The sequence below is a fragment of the Caulobacter sp. GW822-FHT01G02 genome, assembly GCF_058802865.1.
In genome coordinates, this window is sequence record NZ_JBXAON010000001.1 from 151,345 (window position 1) to 166,771 (window position 15,427).

Consider the following 15,427-nt stretch of genomic DNA (forward strand, 5'->3'; position numbering starts at 1 on the left):
TTTGCGAACGATGAGGCTTGTCCAGTGACCGACGCGCACATTTCCGAGTCTTCCACGGTGGTCTGGTGCGAGAGCGCTCTGCTGGCGGACGGCTGGGCGCGGGGTGTGAAGTTCACCATCACCGACGGCCGCATCGCCCGGATCGACACCGATACGTCGGCGGGCGACGCTGTCCGTCTCGGCCCCGCCTTGCCGGGCCTGGGCAATGTCCACAGCCACGCCTTCCAGCGCGCCATGGCGGGTCTAGCCGAAACGCGCGGCGACACGGGCGACACCTTCTGGACCTGGCGCGAGGTGATGTACCGCTTCCTGGAGCGGCTAGATCCCGACATGGCCCAGGCCATCGCCGCCATGGGTCAGGTCGAGATGCTGGAGGGCGGTTTCACGCGGGTGGGCGAGTTCCACTACCTGCACCACGCGCCCGACGGCGGCTTGTACGACAACCCGGCCGAGATGGCCGCGCGGATGGCGGCGGCGGCCGAGGAGACCGGGATCGGCCTGACCCTGCTGCCGGTGTTCTACGCACACAGCAACTTCGGCGGCCTGCCGCCGACCGACGGCCAGAAGCGCTTCATCCATGATGTCGACGGCTTCGCGCGGCTGGTCGAGGCCTGTCGGGAGATCGTCGCCGGCCTGCCCGAGGCGGTGGTCGGCGTCGCCCCGCACAGCCTGCGCGCGGTCACGGCCGAGGAGCTGGACGCCATCGTCCCGCTGGCCGCCGGCGGCCCGATCCACATGCACGTCGCCGAGCAGACCAAGGAGGTCGACGACTGCCTGGCCGCCACCGGCCAGCGTCCCGTCCGCTGGCTGATGAACCACACCGAGGTCGACAAGCGGTGGTGCCTGATCCACGCCACCCACATCAACGCCACCGAGACCGAACGTCTGGCCAAGAGCGGCGCGACCGCCGGCCTGTGCCCGGTGACCGAGGCCAATCTCGGCGACGGGATCTTTCCGACGCCGGACTACCTGGCCGCTGGCGGAAGTTTCGGAATCGGGACCGACTCCAACATCGTGATCGACGCCGCCCAGGAGTTGCGGACCTTGGAGTACGCCCAGCGCCTGACCCGCCGGGCCCGCAACGTGCTGGCCGGCGGTCCGCGCCGTTCCACCGGCGGCGACCTGTGGCGCGCGGCGACGCTGGGCGGGGCTCAAGCCCTGGGCGTCGGACGCGGCGGCCTGCGCCGTGGCGCGGCGGCCGATTTCATCACGCTGGACGCGAACCATCCGAACATCGTCGGCCGTTCCGGCGACACGCTGATCGACAGCCTGGTCTTCGCCGGCGGCGGGATCGACACTGTCTGGCGGCACGGCAAGCAGCTGGTCTCGGGCGGCCGCCACCACGCCCGCGAGCCGATCAGAGCGCGCTACGTTCAGACCCTGAAGGCCCTGCTGGCGTGACGGGACCGCTGCACCAGCGCATCCGCTCGGACATCGAGGCCCGCATCCGCTCCGGCGAATGGGCGCCCGGCCATCGCGCGCCGACCGAAGCCGAGCTGCTGGCCGAGTACGGCTGTTCGCGGATGACGGTGAACAAGGCCATGACCGCCCTGGTCGAGGCCGGGCTGATCGTGCGCCGCAAACGCGCCGGCTCGTTCGTGGCCCGACCGCGCGTTCACGCGCCGGTGCTGAATATCCCCGACATCCAGTCCGAGATCGTCGCGCGCGGCGAGGCCTACGCCTTTCGCCTGCTGGCCCGGACGGTGCGCGCCGCCGATCGCGACAGCCCCGAGGAGGTCGAGCTCGCGGCGGGCGGCAAGCTGCTGGCGCTGGACGGGGTCCACGACGCCGGCGGCCGGCCGTTCGCCCTGGAGCGGCGGCTCGTCGCCCTGAAGGCCGCGCCCGGGATGGAAGCCGCCGACTTCACCCATGTCCCGCCCGGCGCCTGGCTGCTGGAGCACGTCGCCTGGACCGAGGCCGAGAGCCGCATCAGCGCCGTCAACGCCGACGCCGACGACGCCCGCCTGCTGGCCCTGGACGAGGGCGCGGCCTGCCTTGTCGTCGACCGCCGCACCTGGCGCGAGGGCCAGCACGTCACGAGGGTGCGGCAGGTATTTCCAGGCGAGGCCTACGACCTGGTGGCGCGGTTCGGGCCTGGCGCCTGACGCCGAGTCCGGCTTACCTCCTCGCCAAACCGGAGGACGCCCATGGACCTGTACGCGATCGCCATCCCGACCTACGCCCACATGCTGAAAGGCCTGTCGGCCCAGCTGTCCAAGGGCGAGGCCCATGCCGCCGAGCACGGCCTGGCGCCGGAGAGCCTGATCGGGGCGCGGCTGGCGGCGGACATGTTCCCGCTGTCGACCCAGGTGCGGTTCGTCTGCGTGCAGGCCAGCGACCTGTTGCGCTACCTGACGGGCGCGGACTCGTTCGCCCCGGCCGAGGACGCGACCGACTTCGCCGGCCTGCGGGCCCAACTCGCCGACGCCGCGGCGCGGATCGAGGCGACGCCGGCCTCGGCCTTCGACGGCGCGGCCGAAAAGCCGATCGAGCTGAAGATGCCCAACGGCATCGTCTTCGACCTGACCGGCGAGCAGTTCCTGCGCGACTGGGCCCTGGCCCAGTTCTATTTCCACGTCACGACCGCCTACGCGATCCTGCGCAACCAGGGCGTCCCGCTGGGCAAGCCCGACTGGGTGCCGCACATGTTCGCCTATATCCGTCCCGGCACGCTGCCCGGAGGTTGAGTCCTTCTGGCTACCCCCTGTTCGGGGGATGTCGGTCCCGGGCGCCGGAAACGTAGAACGGCGTTCGGGGGCCAGGTGTGACGCGTGGTGCGGCGAGGGTCCCGGAGGGATCCCGTCATGGCCGAGCCGACACTTCGCGACTTCCAGTTCCTGGTCCAGCTGATGGATGCAGGCCTCATCCAGGCCAGCTTCCGGTTTGCCGACCTGCGCGTTCTTCTGAAGAGCATTGGCGTGCTGACGCCCGAAGTCGACACCGCGCTGGCCATCGTCGAGGCCAATCCGGCGCTGATCAATCTCGGCATCCAGACTTTCAAGGAGGCCCTGAGCAAGTATTCGCTGGATACGCCGATCAGCGCGGCTTTCGGCGGGACGGGCGGCGGGACGGGCGGCGGGGGAGCGGTCGCCAATCCGATCACCCTGACCATGGATCAGATCCAGAACGCCTACAAAGCCCTGGCCGGCATCTCGGCCAACTCGTCCAAGGCGCTGTCAGAGTATCTGAGCGGCCCGAACGGTGAAAAGGTGATCAACGCCTTCTACAACGAGATGAAGGAGCTGGCGCAGCTGCAGGCGGACGTCGCGGCGTCCAAGATCACCAAGGCGGTCTTCATCGACAAGCTGGTCGGCTATTCGGTCGACACCTCGGCGCTGGCGCTGCAGGCGATGAACTTCTTCACCGGCAAGACGCCCAGCCAGGCGGCCCTGAACGACCTGATCGACAGCGCCACCAACACCACCGACCTGACCGACTACGCCTATGCGATCTACAACACCTCCAACAAATATATCGAGTTCGCGGTCAACCAGGCCATGAGCGGCGCGGGCGCGGCGTCGTTCAAGACCGCCTATGACAGCCTGTCGTTCCGCGACGCGGTGGTGAAGGCCTATGACGCCATCATCGGCAACGCCAAGGCCGCGGCGGCGGGGATCAATGTCAACGCGGCGATCGACTACATCGTCTCGCAGCAGAGCTACTTCACCGCCTACGGCCACGACGCCCTGGGGGCCAAGGCCGCCATGGCCGGCTTCGTCATGTACGCCGGCATGAACGCCGGGGTCGGGGCCTATGCCGAGTCGACCAAGGCCTTCCTGACCGACGCCTATGACGGCAAGGCCAGCTACGGCGGCGCCCTCGTGGCGGCCAAGGCGAGCATCCCGGCCTCGGCCGACGCGGTGGCCCTGGTCGCCCAGCCGGCCGACCACCACGACGCCGGGGCTTTTGTCTAGGGCGCCTTCGTCTAGGGGGCCTCCTCTAGTCGGGCATCGTTTCGAACACCGTCAGGCCGTCCGGCAGGATCACCCAGTCCGGACGGTCGCGGTCGAACAGGGCCATGGACGGCTTGAACAGGGTCGGGTCGTCCAGGCTGCCGGCGTAGATCGTGTGGCTGTCGTGCAGCCCATGCTCGCCGCCGAAGACGAGGCCCCCACAGGTGGGACACGAATTGCGGGTGGCCTCGCCCCCTCGGAAGGCCCGGCTGCGGTACTGCCGCGCCGGGCCCTTTATGGTCAGGGCCGACGCTGGAAAGCCCATGAACGGGATGAAGCCCCCGCCCGACGCCTTGCGGCAGTCGGCGCAGCAGCACAGGCCCATGAAGTCCGGCGCGCGATCGGCCTCCCAGCGCAGAGCGCCGCACAGGCAGCCGCCCTTGAAGGACGCCGTCATCGGCGCGACGCGGCTCTGTTCTTGTCGCCCCCGGAAATCGGGTCCACGAGCGGTTGGCGCCAGCGATGGAACAGCAGGCCGCCCAGCAGGATGGTCAGGCCCAGCAGGAGGGCGCCGCCATCGAGGCCGGTTTCCTGAAAGCGGATGTCGATCGGAACGGGATGGACATGGACCGGGCCGACTTTGAACGACCAAGGCTCGATCCGGACGGCGCGAGCCATCTCGCCGACCCCCGCCCACAGGGCGAAGATCAAGAGGCCATGGCGTTTCCAGATGTCCTGCATCACAACCTCCGGCGTCGAAGCAGAGTTTGGGTCGGCGCTGGACGGGCGTCAATAAAGCTTGAAATCAGCGGGCCGAGAGGATCTGCTCCAGCCTGTCTGGCGTCTGTGTCAGACGCTTCAGGCGCGGATACTTCAGGCCTGCGTGATAGGGGACCCGAACGACGCGAACCCGGTCGTCGGCCTTCACGCTGAGAGCGATCGGGGGCGAGCCCGACTTGGCGGCCGCGGCGATCGCGGCTCGCAGCGCCTCCGGGGTGTAGGGCCTGCCGGCGACCTTGACGATCCGGGTCCCGGCGATGACGCCGGCCCGGAAGAGCGGTCCGTCCCAGAGCGTTTCCTTGACCGCGCCGTCCCAGCCGATCTCCGCGCCCAGCGAGAAGGTCAGCAGGCTGGCCTCGGCGGTCTTCTCATAGGCGGTGACATAGGCGGACGGCCGCGTCTCGAAGACCAGGCGCCAACCCGAACGGGCCAGGCCGTCGAGCGGCGCGCGATCGTGGGCGTCGAGGCGGGCGTCGAGGAAGCCCGCCCAGTCGTAGGGCGTCACCGCGTTCAAGGCGTCGACGACATCCTCGACGTCATAGGTCGAAACGTTCATGTCGCCGTCGTCCACGCCGAAGAAGGCGCGGGCGAAATCGTCCAGCGACTTGGCGCCGTTGGTGCGCTCGCGGATCAGGGTGTCGACGTCCAGCCAGAGCAGCTGGCCTTCCTCGTAGTAGTCGAGCGCGCGTAGCCAACTGGTGGAGCCCGTGCCGCCCGCGGAGTTCATGATGTAGGCGTTCGTCGTGTCCCGCAGGTCGCGCCAGCCGCGCCCTGGGGTGGCCTGGGCGTTGGCCGCGATCAGGGCCAGGCGCTGGCGCATCTGCTCGGGCGAATAGAGGCCCGACCGCGTGGCCAGCGTGTCGCCATAGTACTCGGTCAGGCCTTCATAGACCCAGAGCAGGCTGTTGCGCATCGGCGTCGTATAGTCCGGCGTCCAGAGGTCGGCCGGACGGCGGTGCTTGCCGTTCCAGGCGTGCACATACTCGTGGGCCAGGATGTCCCGGCCGCTGAACGCCGTGTCCCAGGCCGTGAAATAGCCCGCCGAGCTGTAGCCGTTCTCGCTGGACCTCTGATGCTCGGCGCCCAGATAGCCGACCGTGGGGTTCAGGCTGAGCAGAAAGTCGTAGTGATCGAAATTGCGCGCGCCGCCGAACAGCTTGTCGGCCTGCTGGACGAGGCGGCGATGGATCGCGACCTGGGCCGGGGTCGCCTTCAGATCCTTGGGCGCATCGGCGAACACGTTGAGCCGGACCGGGCGCGGCGATCCGGGATCGAGGTCGAAGACCGCCTTGTGGCGCCCGGCATAGACGGGCGAGTCCATCAGGGTTTCGAAGCTCGTGATCGCGAACCGCGTGGTCGCGCCGGTTGTCTCCGCGCCATCCAGAGCGGTGGCGAGGCTCCAACCGGCGGGGACGGTCAGGGTGGGGCGGACGCGAATACGGCCGACCTCGTGACCGGCGGGATAGAGCGCGACGGCGGTCCACTTCAGCAGGACCAGGTTCGGCGTCACCGCGATCCGCACCGGACCGCCGGGCTGGGCCGTGGGCTGTTCCAGGCGGATGGTCAGGGATTGGACGCCGGGCGGGACGTCCATGTGGAAGGCCGTCATCTCGACCGGGTCGCGCCGCCAGGCCAGCCGCCGCCCGTCATCGGCGGTGATCGAAAAGCCGCTCATCAGCACGATCTGGGCGCTGGGCGAATGTTCTCCCGGGATCCACTTGGGCAAGGAGAGCACCAGGGGGCCTGGTGTCACCGGAAGGGTCTCGGTGACGCGGAACACCTTCCGTGTCGTGTCGCTGACATCGACCTTCAGGTCGATGACGCCCGGATAGTCCACCGCGCGCGCCGCGGGGATCGGCGGCGAGGGCGGAGCGGGCCTGGGACCGGCCAGCGCCGGGACGGCCGCCAGGGCCAGGCACGCGGCCAATACGAGCTTGGGCGTCATGCGGTTTCCTCGCGCGAAGTGGCGGAGCGGTCGCGGATGCGACCGCTCCGGGCCTGGCGTCACAGGCCGCTGGCGCCGCCGAACTTGTGGGTCAGCTGCAGGTAGTAGCTGCGTCCCGTCGAGGAGAACCATGAGGTGTCGTAGTACGGATACCCCGAATAGGTCGGGTCGCGGGGCGGGTCCTTGTCCAGCAGGTTGTCGACGGCCAGGCTCAGGCGGGTGCGGTCGTTGATCTCGTACTGCACGGTGGCGTTGACCATGTAGGTCGCCTTGGTCCAGCCGTCCTCGGCGTAGTTGGGCACCCGGTCGAGGCGCTGGCCGTGCAGGCCGACGCTGAGGCCGTCGAGCGTCCAGTTGATCGTCGCGCTGCTCTTGGTGCGCGGGATGTCATAGCCGCTGTCGAAGGCCAGTTGGTTCTCGATGGGATCGCCCGGGTACTGGCGGCTGGTGTGGTTGTGCACCCAGGTGTGGGCGAGGCTGAAGTTGAACGTCCCCAGGCCGCTGGTCGGCAAGCGATAGTGGACGGCGACGTCGACGCCGGTGGTCCGCTCGGTGGCCACGTTGATGGGGTTGATCGTCACGGTGCTGATCGCGCCCGGCTTGATGGCGGCGGTCAGCGGGTTGCGCTTCACGCGCGCCAGGGCGTCGACGCAGGTCGGCGAGGTGGGGCTGACGGCGGTTCCGGCGGACGTCTTGCCGATCCGGCAGTCGGCTTCCTGGCGCAGGACGCTGTCCAGGCTCATGTCCAGCACGGCGTTGTCCAGCTGAACGCGGAAGTAGTCCACCGAGATGTCGAAGTTGCGGACCGGCGACCAGACCGCGCCGTAGTTGAACGATTTGGACGTCTCGGGCTTCAGCTTGGCGTTGCCCAGGCGCACCTTGACCAGGCCTTCGTCAGCGTAGCTGCAGTCGCCGACGTCCTCGTCCGGCTCCTCGGTGCGGCAGCGGTAGTAGTCGGTGCCCGAGGGGTGGCTGATGCCTTCCTTGGCGAACACGTAGTGCAGGTCCGGCGCGCGGAAGCCGGTGCCGTAGGCGGCGCGCAGCAGCAGGGTCTTCACCGGCCGCCATTCGACGCCGCCGTTGTAGGTGAACTTGTCGATCGTATTGCCGCCGTACTTGTAGCTGTCATAGCGGCCGGCGGTGGACAGTTCGACGCTGCTCAGCAGCGGCGCGCGGAACTCGTAGCCGGCGCCCCAGTGATCGCGCGAGCCCGAGCCATCAGCGTCGCGCAGATTGTAGTAGTAGTTCACCGTGGCCAGCGGATCGAGACCCAGCTTGTAGGACTGGTGGCCGTATTCGGCGACCGCCGCGAAGCCGACCGGGCCGGCGGGCAAGTGGAACAGTTCCGCCTGGTTGATCTGGAAGGACACGCCCTGCTGCCGGGCGACCGGCTTGTAGGTCGTGCGGGCGGTGATCGAGTCGAACTCGGCCGTGGTCAGGGGCTTGTAGAGGCGCGCCGGATCGGCGTTGAAGATCGGATAGCCGCTGTCCGCGTCGACGCCCAGTTGGGAGCCCAGGAAAAGAGCGGTGGCCTTGGAGGTCACCACCTTGGGCCAGCTGATCGAGGAACGGTGCTGGCTGAAGTTGTAGAAGGCCTCGTAGTCCCAGCCGCCGCCCAGCGAGCCCTTCACGCCCGGCGTGATGCTGAAGGTCTTGGAGACGTTCTTGATGAAGCCCTTGTTCAGCCCGCCCATCTCCTCGGGCGTGAACTGGCGATGCCAGAGATCCAGCGCGCCGATGAACTGGTTGTAGAAGATGCCGTCCTCGCTGCCGTTGGCGTCCTGGTACTCCCAGCTCAGGACGTCCTGGAACTGCCGGGTGCGGCTGTAGCCCGCCGAGATGTCGGCGAAGAACGAGAGGGTGTCGCGGGGGGCGTAGTTGAGCGAGGCGACGACGTTGGCGCTCTTACGCTCGCTGACGATCGTGCCGTAGCCGATCGAGCTGTAGCTGCCGCAGTAGAAGCCGGGATCGCCGTCGGGACCCCAACCGGGGCGGCTGACATATTCGATCGACCCGTCATTGAGCTTCGAGAGCGCCTTGCAGGTGTTCGCGCCCGGATCGATGTAGACCTCCTCGGTCGGCTCCATCCGCATGAAGTCGCGCCGCGCGATCGCCGTGCGCTTGGTCGGGCTGTCCTTGGTGCTGTCCTGAATGTCGCGGTCATAGGCCCAGACCGGACGCTGATTGACGAACTCGCCGCCGATCACCAGGTCGAAGTTGTCCTTGGAATAGCCGCTCGAGATGTTGACGCGCTGGCTGGCGCCGCCGCCGTGCTCGTATCCGCCGAAGGTCACATCGACCGTCGTGCCGTCGACCTTCTTCTTCAGATTGAAGTTCACCACGCCCGAGATGGCGTCCGAGCCGTAGACGGCCGAGGCGCTGCCGCTCAGCACCTCGATGCGGTCGATCATGCCCAGCGGGATCGACGAGGTGTCGGTGAAGGCGCTCTTGCCGTTGTAGGGCAGCGGGAAATCGGCGATGCGGCGGCCGTTGACCAGCACCAGCGTATGGTTGGGACCCAGGCCGCGCAGGTCGACCTGCTGGGCGCCGGGCGTCCAGTCCATGCCGCTGGACGATTGCTGGGTCTGGGTTTCGCCGCCGTTCTGGGTCAGGGCGCGCATGACGTCCGGGACGCTGTTGAAGCCCGCGGCCTTGATGTTGTCGCTGGTAATGACCGTGACGGGGGCGGGGCCTTCGGTCGCGACGCGAGGGATGCGCGAGCCGGTGATCACCAGCGTCTCGACGGCGTCGTCGCTGGTGGTCGACGTCGTCTGCGCGGCCGCCTGGCCGACGATCAGAAGGCCGGCCGCGCCAGCCAATGCGCTGGCGCGAAGAAGATGCGTCTTCATGGATATCCCCCTTTTTTGTTGCGCCGACGGTCCTGTCCTGGGTGCTCAGCACCTCGGCGTTGCTCCGAGATTGCATCCATTTGGATCGCGACTTTCGCAGATTGAAAGCCGGAAATGACAGATTGTCAAAATTTATGGACATATTGCTCGCAGCATGCAGCAATTTGGTCATCGCGCCTCGATACTGGGCGCTATGGCGATCCTGGCGCCGAAACGCGCCAAGACGGATCGAGAAAACGCGCCGAGCGGTTAGGCTCGGTCTGAACGGAGGAAGCCGGATGGTTCGATTTGCGTCCGCGATGGCCATGGCCGCGCTGCTCATGGGCGCGAGCGTCGCGCACGCGGCGACGCCGGCGGGGCCTGACGCCGTCGGGCCGGGCTACGAGTACTATATGATCGGCGACGTGAACGCGCCCACGCCGGGAAAGACCGGGCCGCTGTTGGGATTGTTCGGCGGCGGCGACTGGCCGGTCGACGCCTTCCGGACCTTCGTCAAGCAGTCTGGCGGCGGCCACATCGTCGTGTTGCGCGCCCGCGGGGGCCGCGAGTTGCAGGACGAGATCTATAACGACGTCGGCGGCGTGGTCTCGGTCGAGACCCTGGTGATCCGCGACGAAGACGCTGGCGAAGATCCCAAGCTGCTGGCCATTATCGCGCGCGCCGACGGCATCTTCTTCGGCGGCGGCGATCAGAGCAACTATGTGCGCGCCTGGAAGGGCACGGCGCTGAACAAGGCGCTGGACGCCCACGTCAAGGCCGGCAAGCCGATCGGCGGCACCAGCGCGGGGCTGGCGGTGTTGGGCGGCTATGTCTATGGCTGCCTGGACTCGATCAGCCTGACCTCGCCGGACGCGCTGAAGAACCCGACCGGGGCCAGCGTCACGCTGGTGCGCGACTTCCTGCACCTGCCGTATCTCTCCAAGGTCGTCACCGACACCCACTTCGACAAGCGCGATCGCCAGGGGCGTCTGGTCACTTTCGTCGGGCGGCTGATCCAGGAAGAGAACGACACGACGATCACCGGTCTGGGCGTGGACGAGGCCGGCGCCATGCTGGTCGACGGAGACGGGGTCGGCCGTTACTACGGCCCCGGTCATGCTTGGCTGGTGCGTCCGCTGAGGAAACCCGCCACCATCATCGCCGGACAGCCGCTGACCTACGCGTCGTTCCCGATTGTCGGGCTGGGACCCAACAGCACGCTCGACTTCAAGACATTCAAGGTCACCAAGCCGGACTTCACCATCACCGCTCGCGTCGACAAGGGAACGCTTGTCCGCAGTGATCGATAAGATCCGACCGACCGCCAGACCGAGATCAAGATGACGCTTCAGACTCTTCGCCGTTTCGCCTCTTTCGCCCTCTGCGGCCTCGCCCTCTCCACGTCGGCGCTGGCCGCTCCCGCCGTGGCGGCCGACAACGCGCCCAAATGGTCGCTGGCCGTGCACGGCGGCGCGGGCGTGCTCGAGCGCGGAGAACTGACGCCCGAGAAGGACAAGGCCTTCCGCGCCGGACTGGACGCCGCGCTCGAGGCGGGCGCCAAGATCCTGAAGGCGGGCGGCTCCAGCCTCGACGCCGTCGAGGCCACCGTGCGGGTGCTGGAAGACAATCCTCTGTTCAACGCCGGCAAGGGCGCGGTCTTCACCGCCGAAGGGCGCAATGAACTGGACGCGGCGATCATGGACGGCGCCACCTTGAAGGCCGGGGCGGTCGCCGGCGTGACGCGCACGCGCAACCCCATCAGCCTGGCCCGCGCGGTCATGGAGAAGTCGCCGCACGTCCTGCTGGCCCGCGAGGGCGCGGATCAGTTCTCCAAGGAGAAGGGCCTGGAGCAGGCGCCTCCCGAGTACTTCTATACCGAGGAGCGCTGGAAGCAGCTGCTGGCCTGGCGCAAGGATCACCAGGCCATGCTGGATCCCACCCACCTGTTCGGCACGGTCGGCGCGGTCGCCCTGGACCAGGCCGGCCACGTCGCCGCCGCCACCTCGACCGGCGGCATGACCGGCAAGCGTTGGGGTCGGATCGGCGACAGCCCGATCATCGGCGCGGGGACCTACGCGCGTGACGGGGTCTGCGCGGTGTCGGCCACGGGCTCGGGCGAATATTTCATTCGGGAAAGCGCCGCGCGCCAGGTCTGCGACCGGCTGGCCTGGAAGGGTGAAACCGTCCAGCAGGCCGCGGACGGAACCATGGCCTCGATCACCAAGATCGGCGGCGACGGCGGGCTGATCGCCATTGACGGCCAGGGCCGGGCGGCGTTCGGCATGAACGATCTGGGCATGTATCGTGGGGCGATCTCCGCGGCGGCGCCGACGCCGCGCACGGCGATCTACGCCGACGAGCCTTCGCCGCGCTGACGCGATCGCCAACAGGGGGACGGGCGTGACCAAATCGGATGACAAGGGCCTGAGCGACGTCGACCGGCGCCTTCTGGCCATGCTGCGGGCGGATTCGCGCCAGCCGGTGACCAAGCTGGCCAGTGACCTGGGCCTGTCGCGCGCCAACGTCTACGCCCGCCTCAGCCGCTTGGAGGAGGAGGGGATCATCGGCGGCTACACGGTGCGGCTCGGCGATCCCTACGACCGGCGCCTGATCCGCGCTCAGGTGATGATCAAGGCCCTGCTCAAGCACGCCAAGGCCATCGAGGAGGCCCTGGCCGCCATACCGGAGCTTTCGGCGCTGCATGCGATCAGCGGCGAATACGATCTGATCGCTGTGGTCGAGGCCGAGACCGTGGGCGAACTGAACGCGCTGATCGACCGCATCGGGGAAATCGAGGGCATTGAGCGCACGACCTCGTCGATCCTGCTGGCGACGAAGGTCCTGCGCTGACGCGTATCGGCGAAGATTTCTCTCGCCGAACCCCGGCAAGTCGGCCGTTTCCGGGGTGCTCGCCAGCATAACCTCTCCACCAAGCCTCAGTGGAGAGAGACCTTGAGCCTCGAGCAGATCCATACCGGACCAGGCTTCCTGGGCGCGGCCGCCGACGCCGGAGACGCCGCCGCCCATCGCGCGCACGTCATGCTGCGGCTGGCGCGGCGCGACATGGACGCGGTGGAGCGGCTCTTGGCGGAGGTCGCCGGACTGACCGCCCTGCACCAGATCACTGGTGAGTACGACCTCGTCGCGATCGTCGAGGCCGCGCATGCCGAGGCGCTGGACGACCTGATCGACAGGATCAGCGGGCTGAGCGGCGTTCGCGCGGCCATGGCTTCGCGTCTTCTGCCGACGCTCCGGTCATCCAACGCCCGATCGTTCGCCGCCTAACCGGCCGTCGCGCCGCCCTTCATGCGCCTGTGTCACCTCACAACGCGCCAAAACGAGAGCCTGCCGTGGACTTTCCCTATCCGTGCCTGATGTTCCTCGCCGACGTCGATCGCGTCAGCGCCAAGACCGCCCTGGGCGTCGCCTACTGGCGGCCGGACGCCTGCGTCGCCCAGCTTCGGCTGGAAGGCTGCGAGGTGGACCTCGGCCTGCCCGACATGACCCCCGGCGCGGCCAAGGCGGCCGGCGCGCGCTCGTTGCTGATCGGCGTGGCCAATGCCGGCGGCTATATTCCCCCGCACTGGGAAGCCGTGCTGATCGAGGCGCTGGAGGCCGGATTGGACCTGATCTCAGGGCTTCATACCCGCCTGGCCAGCCTGCCGCGCGTTCGGGAGGCGGCCGAGCGGCTGGGGCGGCGCCTGCTGGAAGCGCGCGAGCCCGATCCACGCTTCAATGTGGTCGGCGAAGGCGTCAAACGCGGCGGCCAGCGCTTGCTCACGGTCGGCACGGACTGCGCCGTGGGCAAGATGTACGCGGCCCTGGCCATCGCCAAGGAACTGAAGGCGCGCGGCGTGAGCGCCGATTTCCGCGCCACGGGCCAGACCGGCATCTTCATCGCCGGATCCGGCGCGCCGATCGACGCCATCGTCTCGGACTTCGTGGCCGGCGCGGCCGAGGTCCTCAGCCCGGCGGCGAGCGAGGATCATTGGGATATCGTCGAGGGGCAGGGATCGCTGTTCCACCCGGCCTATGCGGGGGTCTCTCTGGGGCTGCTCCATGGCAGCCAGCCGGACGCCCTGGTGGTCTGCCATGACGCCACGCGCACGGCGATCGACGGTCTGGAGGCCTTCCCCACGCCCAGCCTCGCCGAGGCGATCGAGTTGAACCTGCGGCTCGCCCGGCTGACCAATCCGGCCGTCCGCGTCGCGGGCGTCTGCATCAATACCTCGCGCCTGTCGCCCGAGGCCGCCGCGGCGTATCTGAGCGAAGCGGCCGCAGAGTTGGGCGTTCCCTGCTGCGACCCGGTGCGGACCGGCGTGGCGTTGATCGTCGACGCGCTCCTGGCGGGATCGGTTCGCCGGGGCGCGGCCTGATGCGCCTGACCGCGAGGTCGCGGGTTCACGCGCTGATCGAGCCCTTTGTCATCGCGCGGAAGACCTACACCGAGGCGCTGGTCGTCGAGGTCGAGATCGAGGCGGACGGCGTTATCGGGCGCGGCGAGGCGGCGGGAGTCGACTATCGCGGCGATACGCCCGACCGGATGCTGATCCAGTTGCGGGAGCTGGCGGAAGGATTGGAAGCCGGCGAGCGCCTGGACCGTGACGTCCTGGCCCGGCGCCTGCCGCCCGGGGGCGCCCGCAACGCGGTCGACTGCGCGCTGTGGGATCTGGAGGCCAAGCAATCGGGCGTGTCGGCCGCCGCGCGCGCGGGCCTGGCGCCGCCGCGCGCCATCGAGACCTTCGTCACGCTGGGCATGGACTCGCCCGCGGCCATGGGGGCCAAGGCCGCGCGCTGGGCCGAGCGCTACCCGGCGCTGAAGGTCAAGCTGGGCGACGCCGACGACATGGCGCGGCTGGAGGCGATCCGCGCCGCCGCGCCGCGGGCTCGCCTGATCGCCGACGCCAATCAAGGCTGGACGCTGGCGCAGCTCAACGATCGCGCGCCGCGCATGACGCGCCTGGGCGTGGAACTGCTGGAACAGCCGCTCCCGGTCGGACGTGACGACGAGCTTCTCGACTATCGCGGCGCCGTGCCCCTGTGCGCCGACGAGTCGTTCGACGATCGAGCCGACCTCGACCGCATCGTGGGCCGCTACGCGTTCTGCAATATCAAGCTGGACAAGGCGGGCGGGCTGACCGAGGCGCTGGCCGTCGCGACAGCGGCGCGCGAACGCGGCCTGCGGCTCATGGTCGGCTGCATGGAGGGCACGTCGCTAGGTATCGCCCCGGCGCTGCTGCTGGCCCAGGGCTGCGAGATCGTAGATCTCGATTGCCCGATGCAACTGGTCCGCGACGTCGACGGCGGCTTCGGCTACCGGGATGGCTGGCTGCGCCCGAACGGGCCGGACCTCTGGGGCTAGGTCTCGAGATCCTCGGCCGTCGCCAGCAGCGCCGTCAGGTCAAGGCTGGCTTCGCCCTTCAGCTTCTTGGTGACCGGCAGGGTCACGTAGTCGAACGAGACGTTCAGGGTGTCGAGCATGTGCTCCATGATGGTCTGATAGTGCTCGATGCCGAAGGCGGCCACCGTGATCAGGTAGTCGACTCCGCCCAGCACGGCCTGGCAGCCGATGACATTGGGCAGGCCGGCGATCCCGGCCTCGAAGACCTTGGCCTTGGCGTACGAATAGTCGGTCAGCTTGATCTGCACGACGAAGGTCGAGAGCTTGGCCAGGCGGCCCAGATCGACCTCGGCGTGATAGCCGCGGATGATCTTGGACTTCTCCAGCCTTTTCATGCGCTCCCAGCAGCGCGACGCCGACAGCCCGACCAGCTCGCCCATCGCGGCCTTGGTGACTCGCCCCTGGCGTTGCAGCAGCGCCAGGATCTTGATGTCGATCCGGTCCAGGTCCTTGCGCTGATCGTTCATGAGCCGTCCTTGATGATCGTCGTTCCAGGCTTAGCGCAACGGCGGCGGTAAAGGTAAGCGCCAGCGCCGGGGCGCGGGAGAGCTCCTCGCGTCCCGGGTGGCGGAAACGACGG

Annotated in this window: 15 protein-coding genes; 10 read left to right on the plus strand and 5 right to left on the minus strand. The window is 68.5% G+C overall.

All coding sequences use genetic code 11. From position 1 onward, the window contains the following. Window positions 1–24 precede the first annotated feature (24 nt). The 4 genes from AC1RNC_RS00770 (at window position 25) to AC1RNC_RS00785 (ending at window position 3,914) form a co-directional block, all read left to right on the plus strand. Window positions 25–1,401, plus strand: coding sequence for a formimidoylglutamate deiminase (locus AC1RNC_RS00770; RefSeq protein ID WP_492882872.1), 1,377 nt, complete (start codon window positions 25–27; stop codon window positions 1,399–1,401). Further along, on the plus strand, window positions 1,398–2,105 hold the full coding sequence (hutC, locus tag AC1RNC_RS00775) for a histidine utilization transcriptional repressor HutC (protein ID WP_492882874.1): 708 nt from the start codon (window positions 1,398–1,400) through the stop codon (window positions 2,103–2,105). Before AC1RNC_RS00770 ends, hutC begins: the two co-directional genes overlap by 4 nt. A gap of 42 nt (window positions 2,106–2,147) precedes the next feature. Next, a complete protein-coding gene (locus tag AC1RNC_RS00780; RefSeq protein WP_492882876.1) occupies window positions 2,148–2,687 on the plus strand; it encodes a DUF1993 domain-containing protein in 540 nt (179 codons plus the stop codon). A gap of 117 nt (window positions 2,688–2,804) precedes the next feature. Then, on the plus strand, window positions 2,805–3,914 hold the full coding sequence (locus AC1RNC_RS00785) for a hypothetical protein (RefSeq protein ID WP_492882878.1): 1,110 nt from the start codon (window positions 2,805–2,807) through the stop codon (window positions 3,912–3,914). Window positions 3,915–3,939: 25 nt separating this feature from the next. On the opposite strand, the gene AC1RNC_RS00790 is transcribed toward AC1RNC_RS00785, so the two are convergent. The 4 genes from AC1RNC_RS00790 to AC1RNC_RS00805 form a co-directional block, all read right to left on the minus strand. Further along, complete coding sequence (locus AC1RNC_RS00790; RefSeq protein WP_492882879.1) at window positions 3,940–4,350, minus strand: GFA family protein; 411 nt, start codon at window positions 4,348–4,350, stop codon at window positions 3,940–3,942. Further along, window positions 4,347–4,634, minus strand: a complete 288-nt coding sequence (locus tag AC1RNC_RS00795) for a hypothetical protein (RefSeq protein WP_492882881.1) — start codon at window positions 4,632–4,634, stop codon at window positions 4,347–4,349. Before AC1RNC_RS00795 ends, AC1RNC_RS00790 begins: the two co-directional genes overlap by 4 nt. 64 nt (window positions 4,635–4,698) lie before the next feature. Beyond that, window positions 4,699–6,618 carry a M61 family metallopeptidase gene (locus tag AC1RNC_RS00800; protein WP_492882883.1) on the minus strand — a complete coding sequence of 640 codons (1,920 nt, stop codon included), beginning with the start codon at window positions 6,616–6,618 and terminating at the stop codon, window positions 4,699–4,701. 59 nt (window positions 6,619–6,677) lie between these two features. Further along, a complete protein-coding gene (locus tag AC1RNC_RS00805; protein WP_492882885.1) occupies window positions 6,678–9,467 on the minus strand; it encodes a TonB-dependent receptor plug domain-containing protein in 2,790 nt (929 codons plus the stop codon). A gap of 305 nt (window positions 9,468–9,772) precedes the next feature. Between AC1RNC_RS00805 and AC1RNC_RS00810 the strand changes: the two genes are divergently transcribed. The 6 genes from AC1RNC_RS00810 (at window position 9,773) to AC1RNC_RS00835 (ending at window position 14,808) form a co-directional block, all read left to right on the plus strand. Further along, complete coding sequence (locus AC1RNC_RS00810) at window positions 9,773–10,756, plus strand: cyanophycinase (protein ID WP_492882887.1); 984 nt, start codon at window positions 9,773–9,775, stop codon at window positions 10,754–10,756. A gap of 30 nt (window positions 10,757–10,786) precedes the next feature. Beyond that, window positions 10,787–11,821, plus strand: a complete 1,035-nt coding sequence (locus AC1RNC_RS00815; RefSeq protein WP_492882889.1) for an isoaspartyl peptidase/L-asparaginase family protein — start codon at window positions 10,787–10,789, stop codon at window positions 11,819–11,821. Between the two features lie 25 nt (window positions 11,822–11,846). Continuing rightward, entirely contained in the window at window positions 11,847–12,296 is a 450-nt protein-coding gene (locus AC1RNC_RS00820; RefSeq protein ID WP_492882891.1) for an Lrp/AsnC family transcriptional regulator, read from the plus strand. A gap of 102 nt (window positions 12,297–12,398) precedes the next feature. Next, entirely contained in the window at window positions 12,399–12,731 is a 333-nt protein-coding gene (locus AC1RNC_RS00825; RefSeq protein ID WP_492882893.1) for an Lrp/AsnC ligand binding domain-containing protein, read from the plus strand. A 65-nt stretch (window positions 12,732–12,796) separates the two neighbouring features. Beyond that, on the plus strand, window positions 12,797–13,822 hold the full coding sequence (locus AC1RNC_RS00830) for an N-acetyltransferase DgcN family protein (protein WP_492882895.1): 1,026 nt from the start codon (window positions 12,797–12,799) through the stop codon (window positions 13,820–13,822). Continuing rightward, window positions 13,822–14,808 carry a dipeptide epimerase gene (locus AC1RNC_RS00835; protein WP_492882897.1) on the plus strand — a complete coding sequence of 329 codons (987 nt, stop codon included), beginning with the start codon at window positions 13,822–13,824 and terminating at the stop codon, window positions 14,806–14,808. The genes AC1RNC_RS00830 and AC1RNC_RS00835 overlap by 1 nt, the downstream gene beginning before the upstream one ends. Here the strand turns inward: AC1RNC_RS00835 and AC1RNC_RS00840 are convergent. Beyond that, the gene (locus AC1RNC_RS00840) at window positions 14,805–15,314 is read right to left on the minus strand and encodes an Lrp/AsnC family transcriptional regulator (protein ID WP_492882899.1); all 510 of its coding nucleotides are present in this window, start codon (window positions 15,312–15,314) and stop codon (window positions 14,805–14,807) included. The two genes, AC1RNC_RS00835 and AC1RNC_RS00840, sit on opposite strands and share 4 nt — an antisense overlap. Window positions 15,315–15,427: the final 113 nt, after the last annotated feature.

Excerpts from the sequence above, each read along its gene's own strand:
- AC1RNC_RS00780 (WP_492882876.1), top strand. The coding sequence starts at position 2,148 with ATGGACCTGTACGCGATCGCCATCCCGACCTACGCCCACATGCTGAAA.
- AC1RNC_RS00785 (WP_492882878.1), top strand. The coding sequence starts at position 2,805 with ATGGCCGAGCCGACACTTCGCGACTTCCAGTTCCTGGTCCAGCTGATG.
- AC1RNC_RS00790 (WP_492882879.1), bottom strand. The coding sequence starts at position 4,350 with ATGACGGCGTCCTTCAAGGGCGGCTGCCTGTGCGGCGCTCTGCGCTGG.
- AC1RNC_RS00795 (WP_492882881.1), bottom strand. The coding sequence starts at position 4,634 with ATGCAGGACATCTGGAAACGCCATGGCCTCTTGATCTTCGCCCTGTGG.
- AC1RNC_RS00800 (WP_492882883.1), bottom strand. The coding sequence starts at position 6,618 with ATGACGCCCAAGCTCGTATTGGCCGCGTGCCTGGCCCTGGCGGCCGTC.
- AC1RNC_RS00805 (WP_492882885.1), bottom strand. The coding sequence starts at position 9,467 with ATGAAGACGCATCTTCTTCGCGCCAGCGCATTGGCTGGCGCGGCCGGC.
- AC1RNC_RS00810 (WP_492882887.1), top strand. The coding sequence starts at position 9,773 with ATGGCCGCGCTGCTCATGGGCGCGAGCGTCGCGCACGCGGCGACGCCG.
- AC1RNC_RS00815 (WP_492882889.1), top strand. The coding sequence starts at position 10,787 with ATGACGCTTCAGACTCTTCGCCGTTTCGCCTCTTTCGCCCTCTGCGGC.
- AC1RNC_RS00835 (WP_492882897.1), top strand. The coding sequence starts at position 13,822 with ATGCGCCTGACCGCGAGGTCGCGGGTTCACGCGCTGATCGAGCCCTTT.
- AC1RNC_RS00840 (WP_492882899.1), bottom strand. The coding sequence starts at position 15,314 with ATGAACGATCAGCGCAAGGACCTGGACCGGATCGACATCAAGATCCTG.